This is a genomic window from Glycomyces sp. NPDC048151, assembly GCF_043202775.1.
Taxonomy (GTDB): domain Bacteria; phylum Actinomycetota; class Actinomycetes; order Mycobacteriales; family Micromonosporaceae; genus Glycomyces.
This window is the reverse complement of record NZ_JBIDBB010000003.1, coordinates 75798-97803: the sequence shown is the minus strand read 5'-3', so window position 1 is coordinate 97803 and position 22006 is coordinate 75798. Positions and strand designations below refer to the sequence as shown.

Annotated in this window: 24 protein-coding genes; 12 read left to right on the top strand and 12 right to left on the bottom strand. The window is 68.3% G+C overall.

Going from position 1 to position 22006, the window contains the following annotated elements:
• Window positions 1-51 precede the first annotated feature (51 nt).
• Window positions 52-360 carry a hypothetical protein gene (locus ACGGCP_RS07090; protein WP_392962301.1) on the bottom strand — a complete coding sequence of 103 codons (309 nt, stop codon included), beginning with the start codon at window positions 358-360 and terminating at the stop codon, window positions 52-54.
• 268 nt (window positions 361-628) lie between these two features.
• Here ACGGCP_RS07090 and ACGGCP_RS07085 point away from each other — a divergent pair, with 268 nt between their 5' ends.
• From ACGGCP_RS07085 to ACGGCP_RS07075, 3 genes are all read left to right on the top strand, one after another.
• Entirely contained in the window at window positions 629-1432 is an 804-nt protein-coding gene (locus ACGGCP_RS07085; protein ID WP_392962298.1) for a Scr1 family TA system antitoxin-like transcriptional regulator, read from the top strand.
• On the top strand, window positions 1416-1661 hold the full coding sequence (locus ACGGCP_RS07080) for a DUF397 domain-containing protein (protein WP_392962295.1): 246 nt from the start codon (window positions 1416-1418) through the stop codon (window positions 1659-1661). The genes ACGGCP_RS07085 and ACGGCP_RS07080 overlap by 17 nt, the downstream gene beginning before the upstream one ends.
• A gap of 96 nt (window positions 1662-1757) precedes the next feature.
• Entirely contained in the window at window positions 1758-2291 is a 534-nt protein-coding gene (locus ACGGCP_RS07075) for a class I SAM-dependent methyltransferase (protein ID WP_392962292.1), read from the top strand.
• An 84-nt stretch (window positions 2292-2375) separates the two neighbouring features.
• Here the strand turns inward: ACGGCP_RS07075 and ACGGCP_RS07070 are convergent, their stop codons facing one another.
• Window positions 2376-2900 (bottom strand): VOC family protein, encoded by a 525-nt coding sequence (locus tag ACGGCP_RS07070; protein ID WP_392962290.1) that lies wholly within the window; start codon window positions 2898-2900, stop codon window positions 2376-2378.
• 77 nt (window positions 2901-2977) lie between these two features.
• Entirely contained in the window at window positions 2978-4084 is a 1107-nt protein-coding gene (locus ACGGCP_RS07065; protein ID WP_392962287.1) for an NADAR domain-containing protein, read from the bottom strand.
• A gap of 158 nt (window positions 4085-4242) precedes the next feature.
• Here ACGGCP_RS07065 and ACGGCP_RS07060 point away from each other — a divergent pair, with 158 nt between their 5' ends.
• A complete protein-coding gene (locus ACGGCP_RS07060) occupies window positions 4243-5493 on the top strand; it encodes a low temperature requirement protein A (RefSeq protein ID WP_392962284.1) in 1251 nt (416 codons plus the stop codon).
• 85 nt (window positions 5494-5578) lie between these two features.
• Window positions 5579-6328, top strand: coding sequence for a ZIP family metal transporter (locus ACGGCP_RS07055; protein WP_392962281.1), 750 nt, complete (start codon window positions 5579-5581; stop codon window positions 6326-6328).
• A gap of 4 nt (window positions 6329-6332) precedes the next feature.
• Here the strand turns inward: ACGGCP_RS07055 and ACGGCP_RS07050 are convergent, their stop codons facing one another.
• The gene (locus ACGGCP_RS07050) at window positions 6333-7052 is read right to left on the bottom strand and encodes a hypothetical protein (RefSeq protein ID WP_392962278.1); all 720 of its coding nucleotides are present in this window, start codon (window positions 7050-7052) and stop codon (window positions 6333-6335) included.
• Window positions 7053-7159: 107 nt separating this feature from the next.
• Between ACGGCP_RS07050 and ACGGCP_RS07045 the strand changes: the two genes are divergently transcribed.
• Both ACGGCP_RS07045 and ACGGCP_RS07040 read left to right on the top strand, forming a co-directional pair.
• Window positions 7160-7741, top strand: a complete 582-nt coding sequence (locus tag ACGGCP_RS07045; RefSeq protein ID WP_392962275.1) for a DUF1707 domain-containing protein — start codon at window positions 7160-7162, stop codon at window positions 7739-7741.
• Between the two features lie 58 nt (window positions 7742-7799).
• Window positions 7800-8558, top strand: coding sequence for a VOC family protein (locus ACGGCP_RS07040; protein ID WP_392962273.1), 759 nt, complete (start codon window positions 7800-7802; stop codon window positions 8556-8558).
• Window positions 8559-8627: 69 nt separating this feature from the next.
• On the opposite strand, the gene ACGGCP_RS07035 is transcribed toward ACGGCP_RS07040, so the two are convergent.
• Complete coding sequence (locus tag ACGGCP_RS07035) at window positions 8628-9044, bottom strand: DUF6069 family protein (protein WP_392962270.1); 417 nt, start codon at window positions 9042-9044, stop codon at window positions 8628-8630.
• Window positions 9045-9196: 152 nt separating this feature from the next.
• On the opposite strand from ACGGCP_RS07035, the gene ACGGCP_RS07030 reads away from it, so the two are divergent.
• Both ACGGCP_RS07030 and ACGGCP_RS07025 read left to right on the top strand, forming a co-directional pair.
• Window positions 9197-10165, top strand: coding sequence for an AraC family transcriptional regulator (locus ACGGCP_RS07030; protein WP_392962267.1), 969 nt, complete (start codon window positions 9197-9199; stop codon window positions 10163-10165).
• A 44-nt stretch (window positions 10166-10209) separates the two neighbouring features.
• A complete protein-coding gene (locus ACGGCP_RS07025; RefSeq protein ID WP_392962264.1) occupies window positions 10210-10890 on the top strand; it encodes a Pr6Pr family membrane protein in 681 nt (226 codons plus the stop codon).
• Between the two features lie 2 nt (window positions 10891-10892).
• Here ACGGCP_RS07025 and ACGGCP_RS07020 read toward each other — a convergent pair whose 3' ends face one another.
• The 6 genes from ACGGCP_RS07020 to ACGGCP_RS06995 form a co-directional block, all read right to left on the bottom strand.
• Window positions 10893-11192, bottom strand: coding sequence for a trypco2 family protein (locus tag ACGGCP_RS07020; RefSeq protein ID WP_392962261.1), 300 nt, complete (start codon window positions 11190-11192; stop codon window positions 10893-10895).
• Between the two features lie 595 nt (window positions 11193-11787).
• Window positions 11788-12540: a class I SAM-dependent methyltransferase gene (locus ACGGCP_RS07015; RefSeq protein WP_392962258.1), complete on the bottom strand. Its 753-nt coding sequence runs from the start codon at window positions 12538-12540 to the stop codon at window positions 11788-11790.
• Between the two features lie 40 nt (window positions 12541-12580).
• Entirely contained in the window at window positions 12581-16237 is a 3657-nt protein-coding gene (locus tag ACGGCP_RS07010; protein WP_392962255.1) for a trypsin-like peptidase domain-containing protein, read from the bottom strand.
• Between the two features lie 17 nt (window positions 16238-16254).
• Complete coding sequence (locus tag ACGGCP_RS07005) at window positions 16255-17136, bottom strand: hypothetical protein (RefSeq protein ID WP_392962253.1); 882 nt, start codon at window positions 17134-17136, stop codon at window positions 16255-16257.
• 28 nt (window positions 17137-17164) lie between these two features.
• Complete coding sequence (locus tag ACGGCP_RS07000; RefSeq protein WP_392962250.1) at window positions 17165-17569, bottom strand: hypothetical protein; 405 nt, start codon at window positions 17567-17569, stop codon at window positions 17165-17167.
• Between the two features lie 184 nt (window positions 17570-17753).
• On the bottom strand, window positions 17754-18974 hold the full coding sequence (locus tag ACGGCP_RS06995; protein WP_392962247.1) for an MFS transporter: 1221 nt from the start codon (window positions 18972-18974) through the stop codon (window positions 17754-17756).
• A 375-nt stretch (window positions 18975-19349) separates the two neighbouring features.
• Here ACGGCP_RS06995 and ACGGCP_RS06990 point away from each other — a divergent pair, with 375 nt between their 5' ends.
• Window positions 19350-20273: a cation diffusion facilitator family transporter gene (locus ACGGCP_RS06990; protein ID WP_392962245.1), complete on the top strand. Its 924-nt coding sequence runs from the start codon at window positions 19350-19352 to the stop codon at window positions 20271-20273.
• Window positions 20274-20282: 9 nt separating this feature from the next.
• Window positions 20283-20573, top strand: coding sequence for a Smr/MutS family protein (locus tag ACGGCP_RS06985; RefSeq protein ID WP_363523949.1), 291 nt, complete (start codon window positions 20283-20285; stop codon window positions 20571-20573).
• A 60-nt stretch (window positions 20574-20633) separates the two neighbouring features.
• On the opposite strand, the gene ACGGCP_RS06980 is transcribed toward ACGGCP_RS06985, so the two are convergent.
• Window positions 20634-20912, bottom strand: a complete 279-nt coding sequence (locus ACGGCP_RS06980; protein WP_392962242.1) for a helix-turn-helix domain-containing protein — start codon at window positions 20910-20912, stop codon at window positions 20634-20636.
• Window positions 20913-21174: 262 nt separating this feature from the next.
• On the opposite strand from ACGGCP_RS06980, the gene ACGGCP_RS06975 reads away from it, so the two are divergent.
• On the top strand, window positions 21175-21999 hold the full coding sequence (locus ACGGCP_RS06975; protein WP_392962239.1) for an ABC transporter ATP-binding protein: 825 nt from the start codon (window positions 21175-21177) through the stop codon (window positions 21997-21999).
• The last annotated feature ends 7 nt before the right edge of the window (window positions 22000-22006 follow it).

Here is a 22006-nt window from a genome sequence, read left to right as displayed (position 1 = left end):
TGGGAAGGAACGGACCGGCCGACCCCCACCAGATCGGCCGGTCCCCCGGGGCTAATTTGGCGCAGCCCCGGCGATGAAAGCTTTTGCCTGCTTCATAAGTCCCGCGCACCATGCGTCACCGTTCCACGCCCCGCGCCAGACGGGCGCGAAGTTCTCGTCATCGAACCGGCAGACTTCGTGAGGGCCGACCCCGTCATCGCAGTCGAGCAGGTATTCGCAAGGACCGTTCGGGTACTGAGTCTGGTCCGGGCCGAGCCGGTAGAGCGAGAACAGCACATGGCCCCTTGCGAAGTCGCCGAGGAAGCCGATCGTCGCAAGGCCGCCGTCCGAACGACGCCCGCACTGCTGCTTCGCGACCATTGCCCTACCTCCATTTCAGCCTGTCGGATCCACGACAGTTCTTCCACCAGCCGCGGATCCTCCTATGAAACGAATGTAGGCAAAGCCCAGGCACCGCAAAAGGACCGACGAAGCAGCACTTCCTGCCGAAAGAAGCGCCTGCAAGAACAACCGGAAAGTTTTGCGCCCCAAACTTTCTGAAGCTCACTCCCTATTGATTCGCACAAGCGGCCGAGTGTACCTTTTCCACTACAGTGCGTTCCCACCAAACGAACTCAGGGGGAGTCCGATGCCGCTCTCAAGACTCGCCAACTGGTACGTCCTTGCCGAACTCAATGCGCTCAGCGAAGAAACCGACCTCACACAGCAGCAGATCGCCGATGAGATCGGGGTGAGTTCAAGGACCATCACCAACTACCTCACCGGCGAGACGCGCCCCAAGGCCGGCATGGCAGCCTCCTTCGCCAAGGCCTGCGGCGGCAACGACAAACGAGCCAACTTCTTGTCTCATGTCATCAAGCAGCTCGACAGCGGCAAGATCGTCTCCGACCTCGACCAGCGGAACATCTTCATCATCGAGCGCGCCGAGGCCACCTACGGTGAAATGTGGGAGTGGGAGCCCTGGTACATCCCTGGCCTGCTCCAGGATCCCCGGTATCACATGGACCTGCTCAGCGGTCAAACCGACCACCCGATGCAGAACTGGCAACGCAAACTTCGGAGGCAAATCACGGTAAATCGCCGAGCACCCCAGCCCACTATGCGGTTTCTCGTCGGCTCCACTGCACTGAAACCGCTCCTTGGCAAGGAGTGGGGAGAGGCTCAATTTCAGCGGCTAGTCGAGGCCGACCAGACACCAAACTGCGAGGTCCGAATCCTCGACGGTCTACATCGAGGCGTTGAACACGCGTTCACCACCTTCCACCCTTCGGTACATCCAAAGGCGGGACCATCGTTCGTCTATGTCGAGGCTCTTGATCAGAGTCGGCACATCGAAGAGCCTGTAAAAATCGGCTTGTACGATGTCCAGATCAAGGACTTGTGGTTCCGAGGAGACGGTATAGGAGGGACCCTGGATGACTGGGTTCACTAGCTGGCGTAAGAGCAGCCGCAGCTCCGGTGCGGATGACAGCCAGTGTGTCGAGTGCCGCGTGACCTGGCGAAAGAGCAGCAGAAGCAACAGCGGCGACGACAGCAACTGTCTCGAAGCCCGCTCGCAATCTGGAGCGTTCCAGGTCCGGGACTCGAAGCTGGGACATGGCTCTCCGGTCTTCGATCTCACCGTGATCGACTTCAAAGCACTCCTCGCGGCTGCCGAGTAAGTCGTGAAATCGGCCGATTACTGGGAGCTGCGATACTCGCGCGGTGGGAACTCCGGCGCGGGTTCACGCGGTATTCACGCAGAATTCAAGGCGAGCGTGCTGAACGAGTTCGTCGCCGAACACGGCATCGACTCGGTGATCGAGTTCGGCTGCGGAGACGGGGAACAGCTCGCGCTCGCCGACTACCCGCGCTACCTCGGGTTCGACGTGTCCCCCACGACGCTGCGTCAGACGAAGTCCAAGTTCGCGGGCGACCCGTCGAAGAGCTTCGCGCTCTACGACTCGGAGCTGTACACCGATCCGGCGGGGCTCATCACCGCCGATCTGGCCATTTCTCTCGACGTGATCTTCCATCTCACAGAGGACGACGTCTACGAGCTGCACCTTGACCATGTCTTCGGGGCCGCTCGCCGCTACGTGGTCCTGTACACGAGCGACCTGGACGACCCCGGGATGGACGGCGAGTTCGCGGCTCACATGCGGCATCACCCGGTGGTTCGCGATGTCGCGAAGCGCTTCCCGGAGTGGCGTCTCGCCTCCCGCATCGAGAACCCTCGCCCGTGGTCCCTTGAGGACACCGATGGCTCGATCTCCGACTTCTTCGTCTACGAGCGAGTCACCACCGACTAGAGCGCAAGCCGAAGGGGCCGTCATCACGAACGTCGCGATGACGGCCTCTTCGAGTGCGTGCCAGGTCCGCCGTCAGGCTTCGTCTCAAGCCGGGTTGATCGGTCGGCTCGATCGTCCGGCGCGGCCGGTGAGTTCGGCGTCGAGGGTCGCCTGGGCGGTCTCCATCTGCTCCGCGTAGCCGGGGGCGCTCATACGGGTCCAGACTTCCTCTTCGGACACGTCCTCGACGTGCGACATGATCCACCAGATGTTGCCGAAGGGGTCGCGGATGCGGGCGCCGCGATCGCCCCAGGCGGCGTCGGACAGCTCGGTCACGACGCGGGCACCGGCCTTGACGGCCTTCTCGACCGTCGCGTCCGAGTCGGCGACCCAGATGCGAAGCAGCGAAGGCATTTCGGGCCAGTCGGGACGGCGGTCGAAGGCCAGGAGCATGGTGTCCCCGACCCTGATCTCCGCGTGGCCGATGCTGCCGTCTTCAGTTGCGACACGGCCGGTCTCGACGCCGTCGAAGACCTCGGTGATGAAGTCGAGAAGCTTCGCGGTGTCTTCGGTGACCACCCAGGCGGTGACGGTCGTGTAGCCCTCGGGCTGAAAGTTCACGTTGGTCATGTCGACTCCCGTGCTGGTAGGTGCGGATGTCCCCACTGTATCAGAACGGAATTATACGTTCCCCTTTATTCCCCGGTTCAGCCCACGTTCCTCGCGGCCGGGTTCGAGTGGGCGGCGAGAGCCAGTTCGGACCGCAGGAGTTCGAGGAGTCGGCCGACCCAGTTGCCGCCGGGTTCGGGCCCGTCCGACCAGAACGGGGAGTCGAAGTCGACATAGCGAATTCTGGCGTCGCCCGTTGCGGCAAGGACTCCGGCGAGGTCGGGGTGCTGCTCGAACTTCAACCGCAGCAGGCGCAGCATGGCCGCGGCGCGGACCAGGTGCCAGTCGGGGACCCGGGATGCGGAAGCCGCGACGATCTTCGATGCGGCCGTGGCGGTCCGAGCGGCGGCGATCGCCTCGCGCTCGGCCTCGTCGGTGACGCACTGCGCCCAATAGGCCAGGGCGAGGGTCGGGTAGACCCGGCCGTCGACGGCGACCGGGTACGGAAACCCGTTGTGGAGACGCTGGGTCGGCGGGGCCTTCGTCGGGTCGGCGTACCAGGCGGGCCTGATCTCGACGACCGCGGTCGTCGGGACCGGCGGATCGTCGACCGGGCGAGGCGGAGCCTCCCGTGCTTCGGCGGCCCAAGGGCGTCGTTCCTCGAAGTAGGCGACCGTCCATTCCGAAGGCTCCGAGCCCGGCGCTGCGATCCCGCACAGTTCGCGAAGGGGCCGGTCCTTGGAGTCCATGTCGCCGAGTGCGTAGAGGCGGTTGTGCTCGGGGATCGCCAGGTAGGCCTCCCGGAGTGCGCGGCGCGACTCCGGAGTCCGGTCCTCGAGGTAGCGGTCGATCGCGGTGCGGCAGCGCGCGGTCGCGTTCGGCCGGTCGTTGAGCTCCTCGATGAGGTCGGCCACCTCCGCGAGGAAGGCTTCGTGACCGATGTCGGAGTCGACGTCCTCGAACCGCCAGCCGGTGGTGAGGTGGTACGAGCCGCGAGCGCCGTCCTCGGGCCGCAGCGTCACCTCGCCCCTCGCGAGCATCGCCGCGAGCCCGTCGAGGTCGGTCCGGTCCCAGCACTGGATCACGCCGTCGGCGTAGATGAAGAGCTCGGATGCGTGGTAGTCGAAGTTCTTGACGAAGACGTGCAGCCAGGTCCCTTCGACGCGGACGCCGTCGACCATGCGGTAAGTGCGATTGCGGATCACGTTTCGAAATCTACGACAAGCACGGCCGGTCGAGGCCGCAGGGAGCCGTTTGCCTGCGCCGCAGACGAGCGCGGAGCTCGGCGCGCAAAACACGCTCCGCCGCTGGTCGTCCCGGCGGGATGTTCGGGCACGGTGGGGCTGGTGGGATGATGTCGCACATGTCGATGACACCGCCCATGTCGAGAAACCACCGCGTCCGCCGCATGGTCAGCCGCGACCCCGAAGAGTCGCACCGCACCGCGACGCCGCTCGAACTGCTCTTCGACCTGACCCTGGTCGTGGCGTTCAGCCAGGCCGGATCGCAGGCGGCGCACCTGCTCGAACTCGGGCACTACGGGCCCGCGATCGGGGCGTTCTCGTTCTCGGTGTTCGCGATCTGCTGGGCCTGGATCAACTACTCCTGGCTGGCTTCGGCGTTCGACAACGACGACGTGTTCTTCCGGATCGCGACGATGGTCCAGATGATCGGCGTGCTCATCCTCGCGCTCGGGCTCCCGCAGATGTTCCACTCCATCGACGAAGGCGCGCACGTCGACAACAGCGTCGTCGTCGCCGGGTACGTGATCATGCGGGTCGCGATGATCGCGCTCTGGCTGCGCATCGCGCGCCACGACGCCGAACAGCGCCGCAACGCCCTCACGTACGCGCTCCTCATGGGGATCGTGCAGGTCGGCTGGATCACCCAGATCTTCCTCGACCCGCCGCTCGCGGTGACCGCCGGAGTCGTGGTCGTCCTCGGGCTCTTCGAACTGTTCATCCCGATCGTCGCCGAGATGCGGGGCGGGCGCAGCCCCTGGCACCCTCACCACATCGCCGAACGGTACGGGCTGCTCGTCATCATCACGCTCGGCGAAGTCGTGCTCGGCACGATCCTCGCCGTCTCGGCCGTCATCGAGGTCCAGGGCTGGTCCGTCGAAGCCGTGCTCGTCGCGTTCGGCGGGACCGCGCTCGCGTTCGGGCTGTGGTGGGTGTACTTCATGATGCCCTCCGCCGAAGTGCTCGCGCGCCACCGCGAACGCGGATTCGTCTGGGGCTACGGGCACCTGTTCGTCTTCGGTGCGCTCGCGGCGACCGGCGCGGGCCTGCACGTGGCCGCGACGGTCATCGACCACACCGCGCACATCGGCGCGACCGCCGCGATCTGGACGCTCGTCATCCCCGTCGCGATCTTCCTGGTCGCGCTGTTCACGCTCTACTCGCTGCTCCTGCGCGAGTTCGACCCGTTCCACCTAGTCCTGTTCGTCGGCGCGATCCTCGCGCTCGGCGCGTCCGTCGCCGCGGTCGCGGCCGGGGCGACCATCGGCGTCGGGATCGTGATCGCCGTGTGCTCGCCGCTGATCGTCATCGTCGGGTACGAGACGGTCGGCCACCGCCACCAGGCGGCCGCCCTGGAGCGGGCGATGGCGTAGCGCCGCGCCGTTTCACCCGCTCACACGGCCTCGTCCCCGTTACGCTGGCGGGCATGACACGACCACGGCGACTCCGGAGTGGACCGTGCCCGGCTGGCTGATCGCGGGCGGGTGGGGCCTGGTCGCCGGTGCCGCGCTCGTCGTGGGCGCGCTGTTCGGCTACCTGGTCCGGGTGCCGCAGAAGGCGATCGCGAGCATCATGGCGTTCGGCAGCGGCGTGCTGCTGTCGGCCGTGTCCTTCGACCTCATCGCGGACGCGGCCGACCTCGGCGGGCTCGCGCCCACGGCCACCGGCGCGGTCGCCGGGGCCCTGACCTACACGCTCGCGAACGTCGCACTCGCCCGCCGGGGCGCCCGGCACCGCAAGCGCTCCGGCGCCCAGCAGCCCGCCGAGGCCGACCACCCCGGGTCGGGCACGGCGATCGCGCTCGGCGCGCTCCTCGACGGCATCCCCGAGTCGATCGTCATCGGCACCAGCCTCCTCGGCGGCGGCCCGGTCAGCGCCGCGACCGTCGCCGCCGTGTTCATCAGCAATGTGCCCGAAGGGCTCTCGAGCGCGGCCGGGATGCGGCAGTCCGGGCGCTCGCGCGCCTACGTGTTCGGGCTGTGGAGCGCGATCGCCATCGCGAGCGGCCTGGCCGCGACCGCCGGGTACGCGTTCCTCGGCGACGCGCCGGACGCGCTGCTGGCCGCCATCACCGCACTCGCGGCGGGCGCGATCCTGGCGATGATCACCGACACGATGATCCCCGAGGCGTTCGAGAACGCCCACTTGTGGACCGGGCTCATCGCGGTCATCGGATTCCTGGCCGCCTTCAGCATCGCCGAGTGGTGAGGCGTCAGCTCCCGGCCGGGCGCATGATCGCGAGGTTGTCGCCCCATTCGTCGAGGACCTTGCCGTGGCCCGCGTTGCGGGCCTTCGCTTCGACCTCGGCGAAGAGGCGGCGCTGCACGTCCGTGTCGCCGGTGTCGATGATGCGCTGGATGTCGTCGAGGAGCGCCGCGGTGTCCCAGCCGGGGAGCGGGCGGCGTTCGAGCTCCCACTCCAGCGCCTTGTTGTAGGGGCGGGGGCGCAGGTCCATGGTGAAGAGGAGCTCGAGGAGCGCGCCGATGCTGTCGGCGGCGTCGAGGCGTCCGGCGAGGACGCGGCCGTCGCGCTGGTTCTTCACCGAGCGGAACATGTAGTTCGCGTAGCCGTCGAGGATCTCGGCGGCGCGGTCGAACGCCGTTTGCGGGTCGAGGCGGCCCTTGGCTTCGAGGAACGCGGTGAGCTCGCCGCCGGTGCGGTCGAGGAGGACGCGGCTGCGGGCCAGCGCGTAGTCGACGTACGAGGGGATGGCCGCGAGCTCGTCGAAGGCGATCACGTTGAGGTCGAGCGCGGGCGAGCGCAGGCCGTGGTGGCGTGCCAGCTCGGTCTCGCCCCTGGTGACGACGAAGAGGTCGTGGTCCGAGTGCTCGGTCGCCAGGCCTTCCATGGAGTGGGAGCCGATGAGGAAGAGGCCGACGACGGCGGGGTCGTTCTCGGCGGCGCGGATCGCGTCATCGAAGGTGAAGGTCATCATCGATGTGTAGCAGCCGGTGCGGCGCAAGGGAAGCGGATTTCGTGCGAGCCGGGCCGGTATCGTCGGGTGCAACACCCAGGTGACCGACCCGAAGGCGATCCGCGATGACCACGCCCGATCCGAACGTCCGCATCTCCAACGCCGAGCGCGACGCCGTCGTCCGCCGCCTCCACGCCGCCACCGAGGAGGGCCGGCTCGAACTCGACGAGTTCGCCGAGCGCTCCCGGCGCGTGTACGAGGCGAAGACGTACGCCGAGGTCGAGCGGCTGCTCACCGACCTGCCCGAGGAGCGCGGCGCGGTCGCGATCCCGACCGCGGGAGCGCGGGAGGTGCCGGAGCTGCGGCTCGCGCCGAAGCACAGCAAGGTGGTGCGCGAGGGCGACTGGACCGTCCCGTCCCGGATCGCGCTCGGCCCGAAGCACTCGCGGATCGTGCTCGACTTCCGCCAGGCCGTGTTCACCACCCGTGAGGTGGAGATCGAGGTGAACCTGACGCACTCGGGGCTCACGGTGATCCTTCCCGAGGGCGCTTCGGCGAGCGACGAGGGCATCGACTTCGAGGGCGGGCGGATGCGAGACAAGACCCGGAGGCGGGGCGACGGGCCGCGCATCCGCATCAGCGGACGCAACGTGTACTCGCAGATCAAGGTGGTCAACGAGCGCCGTTTCCTCTGGTGGCGTTGGTAAGCCGGGCGGATCGCCGAAATCAGGCGTGAGCGCGCCTCGCAGTCCTTAGACTGCGGGGATGGCGATTCGATGGACGACAGCGTTCTGGGACTACCCGGCCGAGGGCTTCGAGAGCGGTATCGCGTTCTGGCTCAAGGTGACCGACTCGACCCTGTCGGCGCGGCGCGGCCCTGACGGCGAGTTCGCGACCCTCATCCCGGCCGAGGGCGACCCGCACCTGCGGGTGCAGCGCATCCGGGACGGCAAGGGCGGCAACCACCTCGACCTGCACGTCGACGACGTGGACGCCGAAGCGGAGCGGGCGGTCGAACTCGGTGCGACGGTGGTGCACCGGGAGCCGGGGCTGGTCGTGCTGCACTCCCCCGCCGGATTCGCGTTCTGCCTCGTCGAACATGACGGGGAGGGCGCGGTGCCGCCGCCGCTGGGCTGGCCCGGCGGGCAGAAGAGCCGCACCGACCAGCTGTGCATCGACATCCCGCCGCAGGCGTTCGACCACGAGCTGGCGTTCTGGCAGGTGTTCACGGGTTGGCGGCAGACCGTGACCGATACTCGGGAGTTCCGGCGGCTCCTGCCGCCGCCGGAGCTTCCGCTCCAGTTCCTCCTGCAGCGCTTGGACCTCGCGGAGAAGGGGCAGAGCGCGACCGCGCACATCGACCTGGCCTCCTCGGACATCGACGCCGAGACCGAGCGGCACGTCGGGCTCGGGGCCGGGACCGTGCGGCGCCACCACTGGTGGCAGGTCATGCGCGACCCCGGCGGCCTCGAATACTGCATCACCGGGCGCGACCCGGAGATCGACCTGCACCCGATCACGTGAGCGCGGCGAACGCCTCCCGGAGTGTTGTGCGGGAGGCGTTCGCGTTGCGCCGCATCAGGCCGCGCCGCCTCAGGACTCGGGGAGCCGCCTGCCGAGGACGGGCATGAGGATCGCCGCGACCAGGACGTGCAGGATCGCGAGGAACACCTTCGTTCCCGCCGTCGCCTCGGTGAAGACCACCGGGAACACCTCCAGCGCGAACACGACGCCCGCCCCGATGCGCCAGACCAGGACCGCGCGCCGCTTCGCGAACCGGTCGAGGATCGCGCGAGCCAGCCAGCCCCCGCCGCCGAAGACCACGACCGACGCGGCGACGTTCACCGGGCCGATCGGGACCGGGTCTTGGCCTGGCTGGCTCGCGTTCAGGTCGACCCCTGCGGCGTTCGCGACGACCCAGGCCACGAGTGCGGCGGCCAGGGTCGCGCCGAGCGCGAGGAGGCGGGGGCGCCAGACCGGGGCGGCCACGCGTTCATCTAGTTTGGACATTGCTTGACTCCACTGCCTTGAGTTTCGTTTCGGGGGAACGACTACGAAGGTATGGCCGGGAGCCGGAAGCGCCCATCCGCGAGCGTCCTCGGTTCATACGCGATCGTCCTCAGACCTGCCCGAAGCACCCGCCGCTGGCTAGGGTTGCCCGCATGGATGTGCTCAGCGACGTACTGGCGGTGCTGCGGACCGGCAGGCCCTTCGCCGCCCGGTTCTCGCTCACCGCGCCCTTCTCCGACCAGCGGCGCAGCCACGCCAACGGCTTCGGCGTGCAGATCATGGTGCGCGGCAATGCGTTCGTGACCACCGGCGACGGCGAGGTCATCGAAGTGGGCGAAGGCGACGTGCTCGTCGTCCCGCGCGGCAGCTCGCACTCGATCGTGTCCGACTCGCTCAGCACCCCGGCCGGCCCCGAATGCGACGGCGCCGGGCCCGCCGGGCTCATCCTCCGCTCGCCCGACGACCCCGCCGCGACGCACGTCATGGTGTGCCTCGCCTACGCGATGGCCCCCGGCCGGTCGCACCCGATGCTCGCCGCGATGCCCGACTTCGTCGTCATCCCCGCCGACCCGGTCGCCCGGCCCGCCCTCGCCAGCGCCGTCGCCATGCTCGAAGCCGAGCTGCGCGCCGAACGCGGCGGCGGCGACACGCTCGTGCCCGCGCTGCTCGACGCGGTCCTGATGTACCTGCTCCGGGCCCTGCTCGAAGGGAACGCCCGGCACTGCGGGTTCGACGGGTGGGCGGCGGCGCTGGCCGACCGGTCGATCAGCGCGGCCCTGCAGGCGGTCCACGCCGAGCCTGCGCGGCAGTGGACGGTGAGCTCGCTCGGCGAGGTCGCCGGGCTCTCGCGGTCGGCGTTCTCGCGTCGGTTCACCGAGCTGGTCGGCCAGCCTCCGTTGGGGTACTTGACCTCTTGGCGTCTGACGCTGGCCGCGCGGCTCCTCTCGGACACGGACGCGCCGCTCGCCGCGGTGGCCCGGCAGGTCGGGTACGCCTCGGAGTTCGCGTTCGCGGCCGCGTTCAAACGCGACTTCGGCCTGGCCCCGGGGCGTTTCCGCAAGCAGAGCCCGGCGTGCGAGCCGGCGGTGCCCGCGTTCGAAAGGGAGGCCGTGGCCGTCTGAGGCACGTAGGGTCCTCTCAGGGGAGACGACGAGAGGGGCCCGGCATGGCCGTCGAGACGGAGGTCCGCGAGAGCGCCCGGCGGCTGCGGGCGAGCCGGGTCTGGTACGGGGTGCTGTTCGCGGTCGTGCTCGCCTCGCTGACGTGGCAGACGGTGCTGGTCGTGCAGGGCGGCACGGACGTCAACGCGGGCGAGTCGGCGGCGCACGAGGACCTCGCGGTGCGGCTGGTGCGGCTCGCGAGCTACTTCACGATCCAGAGCAACGTGCTCGTGTGCGTCGGCGCGCTGCTGCTGATGCTCCGGCCCGGTCGCGACAGCCCCGCTTTCCGTGTGCTGCACCTGGACGCGCTGCTCGGCATCGCGATCACAGGGCTCGTCTTCGCCACGATCCTCGCGCCGCTCGTCGATCTTGAGGGCGCGGCGCTGGTGGTGAACGCTGGCCTACACTTCGTTGCGCCGGTGGCGACGGTCCTCGGCTGGATCCTTGTCGGCCCGCGCGGCCGGGTCGACCGCGCGACCATCGCTCGGGCGTTCGTCTGGCCGGTCGCGTGGATCGCCTACACGCTCGTGCACGGCGCTTTCAGCGGCTGGTACCCGTACCCATTCCTCGACGTCGCCGAGATCGGCTATCCCATGGCGCTCTTGAACATCGTGCTGGTGCTGGTGGTGGCGTTCCTGCTGGCGCTCCTGGCTTCCTGGGCGGACCGGAAGCTCGTCAGGAAGTGAGGTCAGTCCTCTTCGATGTCGTCGGCGTCGGAGAGGCGCAGCGTCTCGTCGTCCTTCTTGGGATGCAGCGTGAGTTTGATCCGGTGCAGCTGGGACTCGTTCTTGGTCGAGTCCGCTTTCCCGTCGACGACTCCGAGGACTGCGACGCCCGCGCCTTTCGTCTTGCTCTGGGTGATCTCGAGTGTCAGTTCGAGCTCGATGTCCGCGACTTCGAGGGCCACCTGGTCGTCTGCGGTGAGCATGGCGATCTTCAGTTCACGGCGGATCTCGGCGATGGCGGAGCTGAGGGGAATGGCGTCCATCGGCTGAGTTTAGGCGCGCATTCGGTTGCGGTTCAAGCAGTCAGCGACGGGTGGGCGGGCGGGGCGGGAAACATGAAGACTTTCGCATCGTGTGGGTGATGACAGTCTTGGTACAGGTGAGCGATAATTGAGGTACGCATCAAGGGCAGGGAAGGATAGACGTCCAGGTGTCGTGTAGGTGCAAGCAGACTACGCCAAGCCTCTGGCCTACAGGCAAACCGGATTTCCTTCCGAGGCGACGGCCCCGAAAGCCGGGGTTCCCTCCGATGATTCGGAGGCGTCCGATCTCACCCTTGTAATGCCATCGCGTTCCGCAGCTGACTACGACTCCGCAAACGGGTCGTACTGGGTGGAAGATCGCTGGTTCGGATCACCTGGGCCAGAGGCAGTGTCAACTGAGCGAGGCACATCAGCGCAAGACCGCCAGCGCGATCGACGCCGGCTGGCCGGGCATCAGAGGACCCGGGCAGACCACGGCGAGACGTGCACGGCAACCAATCCACATCCGCCTTCTGGCGTCAGCTTGCCCAATTGCAGCGGCCAGGAACGAGAGAGGAGGAAGCGAAGCCACCAGGCGAACGGGTCGGGAGGCTTTCTAGACGGCGCGGGCCACGGTGATGATCGAAGGCGAAGCGGAGGAATCGAACGGTGAACGGTCGAACCTTCCGAAGCGCTCGGCCACTGCGAATCCGGCTGACTCGAGCAGTGCGTCGAGGGCGTCGGGTTCGATGAACCGCAGCTGGCAGGACGCCACTAGGGGTTTATCCCAATGCGGGCCTTGGAAGACCGAGCTGAGGGCGACCAGGCCGTTGGCATCGGGCTCACTGGCCTCGTGGTGGATTCGGATCGTCGCGCCGAGAGGATCGACGGTCTCGTAGGGGTGATCGGGGTTCCAACTCCGCCATTCAGCCACCGCCGGGTTGCGAGTGTCGAACGCGAAATGACCACCATCGGTCAGCGCACGGCGCACCGCCCGCAGGGACTCCAGGATCGTCGCGTCGTCGAGAAGGCACTGGAACGCGTTGCCGCTCATGAAGGCGAAAGCGAACTCGGCCTTCCAGTCGGCATCAGCGGCGGTACCGAGCCGCCATTCGGCGATGTCGGTTTCACGGGCCTGGTCGAGCATCGCAGCGTCGGGGTCGATCCCGGCAAAGCGGCCTCCATGGCCTTCGGCCCGGGCTCGACGCAGGATCGTCCCGGTCCCGCAGCCGACATCCAGCACGGAGAGCGATTCCATGACCAGGTCGAAGTAGAAGACATCGGCGATCCCCCAGGGGTTCAGCCGGTCGTAGAGGAGCGCGTCCAGCGTCTCGCCATCGAGGGAGGAGGGGTCGTAAAGATGGGCCACAGCGCCAGTATCAAGCGCCTGCCGCAGCCCGGCAATTGGTTTAGGGCGGGGTCGACTTCTCTGATTTCCCGGAAGGCTCGAAACCCTTCTTCATCCCGACCTCCCGCATGGCGATCGCTGCGTTCGCGAATTCTCGCTGCGCATCCTCGGCCTCGTCGAATCGTTCCAGGCCGCGAAGTATCGCGATCTTGAAACGCAAGGCTTCGACAAGCTTGGAGCCGTGGAGCTTGGGTGATGCCTCGGCCAGTCGCTGCCGGATCTCGACGGTCCTCGTCATCACTTCAAGTGCAGCGTCGGGCTCTTCGGCCTGAACATGGTCATGACCGAGCTGTTCGAGCACGTTCGCGAGCGTGCTGTAGGCGCGCGGCTGGTCTTCGACGATCTTCTCCAAGAGTTCGACCTTCAGCCGCAACGGCATTCCCTGCTGCATCGCGATAATGGGCTGAGCGCCGTATCTTCCGACTCGTATGTCCCGCGGAGGCTCCGGGTCATCGGAGTGGAAACTCTCGCGAGCGCGCTCGATCGATTCCAGTTCCTTCATGAGGCCGATCGCCGACTCTTCCTGCCCGGACTCCCACAGCGCCGCCGTGCGCCGCTCCATCGCACGCAGCGCCTCGGGCCAGAGTCGCGGAGTCTCTTGCGCCACCAACCGCAGTTCCGCTTCAGCATCCGCCATGACGCTCAACGCCCCGGTCCTGTTCCCACCGCTGATCCACATCGCCCCTCCGTACTCGACCAGCGCTCGAGCCAGATCCGCGTCCGGGACGTAGTCAAGTCGCGCGGCCCGTCTTCGCAGCTCCACCGCCGCTCCCAGTTCCGCCACCGCCGTCGCCTGTCGCTCGCACCACCAGAGCTGGCTGGCGCGAATCTCGAGCTCTTCGGCTGCCAAGGATCGAAAGCCCGGGTCCTGGGCCGAGATCCATCGCAGAAGCTCGCTCACTTCCTCCACCAGATCCGGGTCGACGCGCTCTTCGGCCATGAAGATCTCGTCGAGCCGCGCGAAGTTCATCTGGTACGCGCCGAGGTCGTTGTCGAGGATGCGCCGTTGAAGCCGCAGCGCCGCCATGGTCGCGTGGAGGGCCTCATTCCGGAAGTCCTCCTTTGCCGCGGCTGCGATCCGTTCGTACTGCTCGATCGCGAACAAGAGATCCGATCGCTGCGACATGCCGATATCGAGGCGGATCCGCACCGTGAAGTCGAGCGTGGACCGGGCTTTGTCGAGCCGGTACTCCTTCCTCGCCCTTCGAGCCGATTGCTCCAGGGTGTCGAGACTGCCCTCATACGCGCGGGCCAGACTCGCACCGGACAACTGCATGAACTCGATGAGCGCTTCGGCGGCCTGGACCGATTCCGTATGGTGGCCGCCTTCGACAAGGCGTTTGCGGATCAGTTCCATGGCCTCCAGCGTCCAAACCGGGTTCTCGAAGGCTCCCAGGGTCACACGCAGGTGCATCGACTCATGGAGGAGACCAAAGCTGTCGGTGAATCGGCCCTTCTCGAGGTAGGCCCGGGCAGCCCCTTCCAAGGCCGCCAGCAGACCTGGTGTGTCGCTCTGCTCGCGGCAGTGCCTGAGCTTGATGTCGTAGAGCAACTGACCGAGCTGCGCGAGGCGTTCGTCATCGTGGCTGGCGAGAACCTCGATGTCGGCGAGGACCTCTGCGATGCGTTCGAAGTCGGCGACTTGCCGCAAGGCACTCGACAGCAGGTTCGCCACTTCAGCGTCCTCGCCGCCTTCGACCTGTCTGACGGCGATCTCGATCAGGCGCGGGAGGCTCTGGTCGAGGACTTCGGCGATGGAGAGCGACTGGTCCTCGCCGCCGACGATCCTGGTGAGGGCGTGGACGAGCATCTGCTTCACGGAGCCGACGGCGTCCGGGTAGTGGTCGTGCGTGAGAGTGAGCAGGTGAAGCATGCGGGCGAAGTGGTCGGTGCCCAAGAGCATCTTGTGGAGCGAGGCGGTGACCGCCGGAAGGTCTTCAATGCTGGCGACCAGGTGCTCCGAGACCAGGTCGGGCTCGATCGGCGCCGTGCGGCCGTCTTCGGCCGGATACAGGCGGGCGAGTGCCTTGCCCGCTTCGCGTCTCGACGCGTTGGACTGGTCGGCCCAGAGGTCGGAGGCTTTCAGGAACTCGGCCGCTTCGAGCACAGTCGGGCCGGTCAGGGTCATGATCGCGACCGCGTGGAGGGCCTGATCGCTCTCCTCAGGGCCGACGTTCGTCGTCGAGAGCGCGGGCTCGGCGGCCCAGCGGCGCTCCCGTTCGCGTTGGAGGAGGAAGCCGAGAAGGCGGTCGCGGAGGCCGGAGCGTTCAGGCGAGGGAAGGGATTCTCCCCTGGCCGCGAGGAGAGCGGCGATGTGGACGAGGAGCGGGGAGTCGTACTGCTCGCCTTCGATGAGGTCGATGAAGCGGTCGGCGTCGGCGGGTTCGTCGATATCGGCAGTGAAGCGGGCATAGGCGTTTCGGAAGTGGGCGGCGCGCTGCTCGGGGCCGAAGTCGCCGCGGCGCAGCTCGATTCGCGGCGACTCCTCGCCTTTGAGGCGGTGCTGCAGCAGGGTGCCGCCCTGGTCGCTGAGCTGGTCGTACCAGCCTCCGGCGGCCCGGGAGATGAGCAGGACCCGCACGGGAAAGCGCAGGCGCTCGCCAAGTCGCTCAAGGTGTTTCAGAAACTCGACGACCTTCGCGGTGACGGCCGAGCGCTCGACGTAGTCGAAGACGATGAGCAGCGGGGTCTGCGGGGCGTGGGATCCCCAAGGTGCTTCAGGGTCGTCCAGGGCGAAGCCCGCGCGCCAGACCGGGTCCTTGTCGGCGATGCGCCTGCACAGTTCAGCGGCGAGGCGGGTCTTTCCGGCCCCGGCCGGGCCGGTGAGGAGGCGCAGGGCCACGTCGCTGGCGTTGTCGGTCGGGTCGTCGAAGCACCAGGAGGTCAAGGCGTCGAGGGCGTCGCCGTGGCTCTCCTTGACGAAGGGGACCTGGCCGTAGCGGGCGGTGATGAGCTTGAACTCGGTGGCTTCGCCGAGGGGTTCGAAAGGGCTGCGCACCAATGGGTGCGGGTCCGACAGGGCGAGCAGTTCGGGGTTGCCTAGGAGCTCGCACAGGCCTTCCTGTTCGAGGATCAGGGCGGCGGGGATCGCGTTGAAGCGGCGTCTGCGCGTGCCGGAGCGTTCGGCGAGGACGCCGAGGAGGGCGTGGTCGTCGAGGATCATCGCGCCGGAGAGTCCGGCCCAGTCGTGATGGTCGACCGCGTCGGGCGAGTCGAAGTCGAACTGCATGCGGCCCTTGCCGGAGCCCTGGCCGGGGACGAAGCCGCCGTCGATGAGGGCGGCGTGGTGCGCGCCGCCCTCGCGTTCGGCGCGGGGGAAGCCGATGCAGCGGGCGGCCTTGGCGCCCACGTAGTCGGTGTACTCGCCCCAGACGACCCGCCCTTTCGGTGCATTGAGGCCGGGGACGCGGAGCAGGGCGATGTCGATGCCGGATTCGCCTGGACCCCAAGCGAGTTCCGCAGGGAGGGGCTCGGCGTCGGGGCGGCAGACTTCGCGGGTCTCGGCGTCGGACACGTCGTGGGCGCAGGTCAGGACGAGTTCGTCGGCGACGAGGTACCCGGTGAGGCTGTGGCGTTTGCGCCTGTCACCGGTGCGTTTGACGGTGCTGATCCGGACGACGCGTTCGTCGCTGCACCAGAGGCGGTCGGCGGGGGCCATGGGGTTCCAGTTCTGTGTCAGTGCTCGGCGGGGCGGGCGCCCTTCTGGCGGGCGAGGCTGCGCCCGAGTTCGGCCGCGGCGAGCATGGCCGGGTAGTTCCAGGCTCTCACTTCCTCGGTCGCGGTGGGGGCCTTGCCGAACAGGCCGTCCGGCTGGGCCGGGACGCGAGGGGCGGGGAGGGGGCGGTCGATGTCGTCGTAGGACATGAGGGCGACCGGCGGGGCCTCGTCGGGTTCGGGGAGTTCGGGTTCGGGCGCGGGAGGAGGTTCGGGAGCGGGCTGTACGGCGCCGAGCGGGCGGTCGAGGGCGGTGCCGCGCAGGGGCTCGTACGTGTCGGCGCCGGGGAGGTCGGGGACGTCGGGCATGGCGTCGTCGATGTCGGCCTGAAGCGCCCGGTAGCGCTCGCCGAGGGCGCTGACGACCTCGGCGAGGCGGTGGCGCTGCTCGTCGCGGAACGCGGCGTGGGCGGCGCGGAGCTGGAGCTCGGTGAGGCCGCCGAGCGGGGTCCAGTGGTCTTCGACCCAGCGGTCGAGGTCGGCCCAGTGGGACGGGTCGAGACCGGCGGCGAGGGCGTCGTCCTGGGCGGCTTCGAGGGCGGCGGCGGCCTCGGCGAGGAGGTGCTTCTCGCTGTAGGACATGCCTTCGCGGGCGGCGTCGAACGCGTCGAGGATCGCGGCGGCCCATGCCTGGTAGCGGTCGGCGGCGCGGCCCTGCCAGTAGTCGGCGAGCTCGTCGAGCTGGCGGGCGAAGGCGGCGGCGACGAGTTCGACGCTCTCGCGGGCGTGCTTCCAGAACTGGCCGGACTGCCGCACGCTCCAGGGGTCGCCGTCGCGCATGAGCATGTGCCACAGCTGTTCCTGGTCGTATTCGGTGTAGTAGTAGTCCGGGCTCCTGTCCATCGGGTCGGCTCCGTTTCGGGTGCGGGGGTCACTCGTCGAGGTCGGCTTCGATCGCTTCGAAGTCGGCGGCCGTGGCCTCCTGGGCTTCGCGGTAGGCCGCGGCGGTCTCGGCGAGGCGTTCGCCGCCGAGGCGGGTGGCGTGGAGGCTGCGGTCGAGGATTCCGGCGAGCTGGTCGTAGACGCGGGCCTTGTAGTGCTCGGCGAGGTCGCGGGCGTCTTCGGAGCCTCCGACGCGCAGGTCGACCGGGTCGATGCGGTCGAACCCGCGGATGAGGAAGGCGAAGGCGGCCACGGCGTTCACGTCGCCCTCGGCGAGCATGCGGACGGTCGCTTCGAGGTCGTCGCCGTTCTGCTGCAGCGCGGTCGCGTGGTCGGCGAGCGCCTGCTCGTCGACCGCCAGATGGTCGTCTTCGTCTTCCTGTCGGTCGCTCATCGCGGCGGCCTGAGCGTGAGGTCCATACCCATAGTGTTTACAACGATCGATCAAGGCATTTCCACCCCGTTGTGTCGCAAATCCGACAGTTCCGGGTCTTGACTCGTTCAGATCAGTTGCGGCACAACGTGTTTCAGAACGAGATCGTCTCGACCTGTTTCACCACTGCGGTGGGCAACGGCTTTCAGGCCTTGGCGCGCTTGCGGGCCTTGACCGCGATGAGGACGACAGGGATGAGCAGGAGCGCGCCGATCCAGAGGACGCCGCTCGGGGCGGTCGCGTCGACGACGTAGCCGCCCGCGAAGGAGCCGACGGCGATCGACAGGTTGAACATGACCGTGTTCAGCGAGGTCGCGATCTCGACCTCGCCGGGCTCGACCGAGTTCATGTACCAGGTCTGCAGGACCGGGGAGACCAGGCCGTAGCCGATGCCCCAGAGCACGAGCACGGCCGTCGCGGAGAACAGGTCGCCGACCGCGAAGGCCATGAGCGCCATGCCCGCCGCCATCGCGACGCCGAGCGCCGCGAGGGTGCCGCGCAGGCGGGTGCCGATGAGCGAGCCGGACGCGACCGTGGCGACGAGCGCCGCCGCGCCGAAGGCGAGGAGCAGGCCGCTGACCTGGCCCGCGCCGATGCCGTTGGCCTGGAGGATCGGGCTGATGAACGTGTACGCGATGAAGTGGCCGGTGACGATGAAGAAGGTCAGGGCCAAGCCGATGCGCACGCCCTTGTTGGCGCGCACCAGCTTCGGGAGGGAGGAGAAGGAGACTGTGGTGTTCGACGGGAGCTTCGGCACGAGCAGCGCGATCGCGGTCATGGCCACGAGTGCGAGCGCGGCGAGCGCCCACATGGCGGCGCGCCAGCCGAAGTGGTCGCCGATGAGGGTGCCGAGCGGGACGCCGAGGACGGTCGCGGCGCCGATGCCGCCGTAGACGGCGGCGGTCGCGCGCGGCACGTCCCTGGCGGGGACGAGGCGGAGGGCGATGCCGCCCGCGACGGCCCAGAACGCGCCGATCGACAGGCCGACGAGGACGCGGGCCGCGAGGAGCATCTCGAAGCCGGAGGCGAGGGCGGCGCCGACGTTCGCGGCGGCGACGAGGACGGCCAGGCCGATGAGGACGAGGCGGCGGTCGAGGCGGCGGGTGAAGACGATGCTCAGGGGCGCGGCGACGGCCGCGACGAGGCCGGGGACGGTGACCATGAGGCCGGCGGTGCCGGCGGAGACGCCGAGGTCGCCGCTGATGGGGGTGAGGAGGCCGACCGGGAGGACCTCGGAGGTCATGACGACGAAGACGCCGAGGGCGACGACGGCGACGGCGAGCCACTGCTTGAGCGTGGCGCGCTCGGGCGCGGCGACGTCGATGGTCGGCTGGGTGAGGGATCGGCGGTCGTCGAGGGTGGTCACGGCTGCGGCCTTCCGTAGCGGTTCGGTTCGGGTCGGAGTCCAGGGACTCTTTGCCGGAACCGGTCCACCACTCGGTCCGCGCTCGGTGACACGGGCTCTGCTCGTACAGGGGCTGTGGGCCTCGTGGGAGGCGTTCGGCCGGGAGCGGGGCTCCCTTGGCGGTGTACGAGCGTATGCCCTGGCCAGAAGCTCGTTGTGCTTCTGGGGCGTCGCCTGTGCTCAAGGGTAGCGCCGATGCGCGTATTTCGGAATGGTGAAATCCGTCGCACAAGCGCATCTGGCGGGAAGGCGCGGCCTCGTCGTATGCGGTGTGGCGAGGCCATGACAGACTCCTTTCTGCGTGTCACGCACACATACGGAAGGAATGGCGAGCAGATGTCAGCAGAAGGCGGCACCAAGGCGATCGTCGCGGCCCTATTGGCCAACACGGGAATCGCGGTCAGCAAGTTCATCGCGGCCGGGATCACGGGTTCGGCGTCGATGCTGGCCGAGGGCGTCCACTCGGTGGCCGACGCCTCGAACCAGGTCCTCCTGCTGATCGGCGGCAAGGCCTCGCGGAAGGCCGCGAGCCCGGCGCACCCGTTCGGCTACGGGCGCGAACGGTACATCTACGCGTTCATCGTCTCGATCGTCCTGTTCTCCATCGGCGGCGTGTACGCCCTGTACGAGGGCTTCCACAAGCTGGGCGAGCGCGACAGCCACCACGGTCTGGAGAACGCGCTCGTCGCGGTCATCGTGCTGGTCCTGGCGATCATCCTGGAGTCGTTCTCGCTGCGCACCGCGGTGAAGGAGTCGAACGCGGTCCGCGGGAAGCAGACGTGGGTCCAGTTCATCAAGGGCTCGCGTTCGCCCGAGCTGCCCGTGATCCTCCTGGAGGACATCGGCGCGCTCGTCGGCCTCATCCTGGCCCTGTTCGGCGTGAGCCTCTCGTGGATCACCGGCGACATCCTCTTCGACGCGCTCGGCACCATGAGCATCGGCGTGCTGCTCGTGCTCATCGCGATCGTGCTCGCCATCGAGATCCGCTCGATGCTCATCGGCGAGTCGGCGACCCTCGAGGACATCGACGCGATCAAGACGGCCATCAACGACGGCGAGGGCAGCAGCCTCATCCACCTCAAGACCCTGCACGTGGGCCCGGACGAGCTGCTGGTGGCCGCGAAGGTCGGCATCGGCGAGTCGGCTACCGGCCAGGAGGTCGCCTCGCAGATCGACGCGGCCGAGGCGCGCATCCGTGCGGCCGTGCCGAAGGCGAAGATCATCTACATCGAGCCGGACATCCCGCGCACGGACGCTTAGGGTCGGATCATGGCCAAACTGGTGCTGGACCTGCACGACATCTTCAACAAGGGCGACCAGATCGAGAAGGCGCTGCGCGACGTCATCGACGAGGCGGTCGCCAAGAAGATCGACCTCGTTGAGATCATCCCGGGCAAGGGCTCGGGGCAGTTGAAGAAGAAGGTGCTCAGGTTCCTCGACCAGAAGGAGGTCAAGGCCCTGTACCACCGCGTGGACAAGGACTCGAAGAACTTCGGCCGCCTGTTCGTGCACTTTCGTCATGAGCACAGCCAGCACAAGGACAAGCGCAAGAAGCGGTAAGTGAAGCAAGGCGGCGGCGCTGCTCCCCTCCCCCGGGGCGGCGCCGCCGTTTCGCGTCCGTCAGTCGATCAGGATGCGTTCGCGCTCGGAACGGGGGTCCGGCGCCCCGAGCAGTTCCAGCAGCCGCAGCACCGGCACCCGGTAGCTGTGGCCGATCCGGAGCACCTGGACGGGGAACTGCCCGTCCTTCGCCAGCCGGTAGGCGACCGTCCTGCCGATCCCGAGGATCTGCGCGGCCGTCTCGACATTCGTCATCACGCCGAGCGACTTGACTCGCTCGACGGTCCAGATCTCGTCGATGACGACACCCGAAGGCCCCACCTTCGCATTCGGTGTCATGTTGGTCCTCTCTGGCGCCCCGAGCCGACACGGGGTGCATCGGCCGGGTGACGCCTAGGACCAGTCGACCCCACACGGCACGGCCAAGTCCAGAGTGCCGCGCCGGAATTCACTCTTACGCGTGGTATCCGATTCCTCACTTGGATGAGGATCGTTTGGGCGCGAATGGGATTCATTGCACATAAAGGACGCGAGTCTGCGTCGCACCTCACCGCCGACCAGCCAGGATGCGCACTAGCGCGGGATAGGTTAGCCTAGCCTCATGTCAGACGACGCAGGCCTCAGCGGCCGCGCCCTCCGCCTCGCCTACTTCGGCGACACCGTCGTGCACGACGCCGACATCACGTTGCGCGGCGGCCGGGTCACAGCCCTCCTGGGGCCCAACGGCTCCGGCAAGTCCACGCTCCTGCGGTCCCTCGCGCGCCTCCACAAGGCCGAGGCCGGAGCCGTCGAGTTCACCGACGGCACCGACGCGACCGCCTTGAGCCCCAAGGACTTCGCGCGCCGCGTCTCGCTCCTCGCCCAGTCCCGGCCCGTCCCCGGCGGCATCCGCGTCGTCGACGTCGTCGGCTACGGCCGCCACCCGCACCGCGGCCGCTGGCGTCAGGGCGACGAGGAGGGCCCCGCGAAGATCCAGCGCGCCATGGAGATCTGCGGCGTCGCCGACATGGCCGAGAAGGGCGTCGAAGCCCTCTCCGGCGGCGAACGCCAGCGCGTCTGGTTCGCGTCCTGCCTCGCGCAGGACACCGCCGTGCTCCTCCTCGACGAGCCCACCAACCACCTCGACCTGCGCTACCAGGTCGAGATCCTCGACCTCGTGCGCGACCTCGCCGACGAGCACGGCACGGCCGTCGGCATCGTCCTGCACGACCTCGACCAGGCCGCCGCGGTCGCCGACGACGTGGTGCTGCTCCACGACGGCCGCGTCAAGGCCGCCGGCGCCCCGTCCGAGGTGCTCACCGCCGAGAACCTCACCGCCGCATACGGCATCGACATCCGCGTCGACGCCGACCCCGCGACGGGCCTGCTCACCGCCCGGCCCATCGGCCGGCACACCCGCAGGTTCGCCAGCACCACCACCGAATAGAAGGAAC

Coding starts and splice junctions, on each gene's coding strand:
- ACGGCP_RS07090 (WP_392962301.1), bottom strand. CDS start 360: ATGGTCGCGAAGCAGCAGTGCGGGCGTCGTTCGGACGGCGGCCTTGCG.
- ACGGCP_RS07085 (WP_392962298.1), top strand. CDS start 629: ATGCCGCTCTCAAGACTCGCCAACTGGTACGTCCTTGCCGAACTCAAT.
- ACGGCP_RS07080 (WP_392962295.1), top strand. CDS start 1,416: ATGACTGGGTTCACTAGCTGGCGTAAGAGCAGCCGCAGCTCCGGTGCG.
- ACGGCP_RS07070 (WP_392962290.1), bottom strand. CDS start 2,900: ATGACCAACGTGAACTTTCAGCCCGAGGGCTACACGACCGTCACCGCC.
- ACGGCP_RS07060 (WP_392962284.1), top strand. CDS start 4,243: ATGTCGATGACACCGCCCATGTCGAGAAACCACCGCGTCCGCCGCATG.
- ACGGCP_RS07050 (WP_392962278.1), bottom strand. CDS start 7,052: ATGACCTTCACCTTCGATGACGCGATCCGCGCCGCCGAGAACGACCCC.
- ACGGCP_RS07045 (WP_392962275.1), top strand. CDS start 7,160: ATGACCACGCCCGATCCGAACGTCCGCATCTCCAACGCCGAGCGCGAC.
- ACGGCP_RS07040 (WP_392962273.1), top strand. CDS start 7,800: ATGGCGATTCGATGGACGACAGCGTTCTGGGACTACCCGGCCGAGGGC.
- ACGGCP_RS07035 (WP_392962270.1), bottom strand. CDS start 9,044: ATGTCCAAACTAGATGAACGCGTGGCCGCCCCGGTCTGGCGCCCCCGC.
- ACGGCP_RS07030 (WP_392962267.1), top strand. CDS start 9,197: ATGGATGTGCTCAGCGACGTACTGGCGGTGCTGCGGACCGGCAGGCCC.
- ACGGCP_RS07025 (WP_392962264.1), top strand. CDS start 10,210: ATGGCCGTCGAGACGGAGGTCCGCGAGAGCGCCCGGCGGCTGCGGGCG.
- ACGGCP_RS07020 (WP_392962261.1), bottom strand. CDS start 11,192: ATGGACGCCATTCCCCTCAGCTCCGCCATCGCCGAGATCCGCCGTGAA.
- ACGGCP_RS07010 (WP_392962255.1), bottom strand. CDS start 16,237: ATGGCCCCCGCCGACCGCCTCTGGTGCAGCGACGAACGCGTCGTCCGG.
- ACGGCP_RS07005 (WP_392962253.1), bottom strand. CDS start 17,136: ATGGACAGGAGCCCGGACTACTACTACACCGAATACGACCAGGAACAG.
- ACGGCP_RS07000 (WP_392962250.1), bottom strand. CDS start 17,569: ATGAGCGACCGACAGGAAGACGAAGACGACCATCTGGCGGTCGACGAG.
- ACGGCP_RS06990 (WP_392962245.1), top strand. CDS start 19,350: ATGTCAGCAGAAGGCGGCACCAAGGCGATCGTCGCGGCCCTATTGGCC.
- ACGGCP_RS06985 (WP_363523949.1), top strand. CDS start 20,283: ATGGCCAAACTGGTGCTGGACCTGCACGACATCTTCAACAAGGGCGAC.
- ACGGCP_RS06980 (WP_392962242.1), bottom strand. CDS start 20,912: ATGACACCGAATGCGAAGGTGGGGCCTTCGGGTGTCGTCATCGACGAG.
- ACGGCP_RS06975 (WP_392962239.1), top strand. CDS start 21,175: ATGTCAGACGACGCAGGCCTCAGCGGCCGCGCCCTCCGCCTCGCCTAC.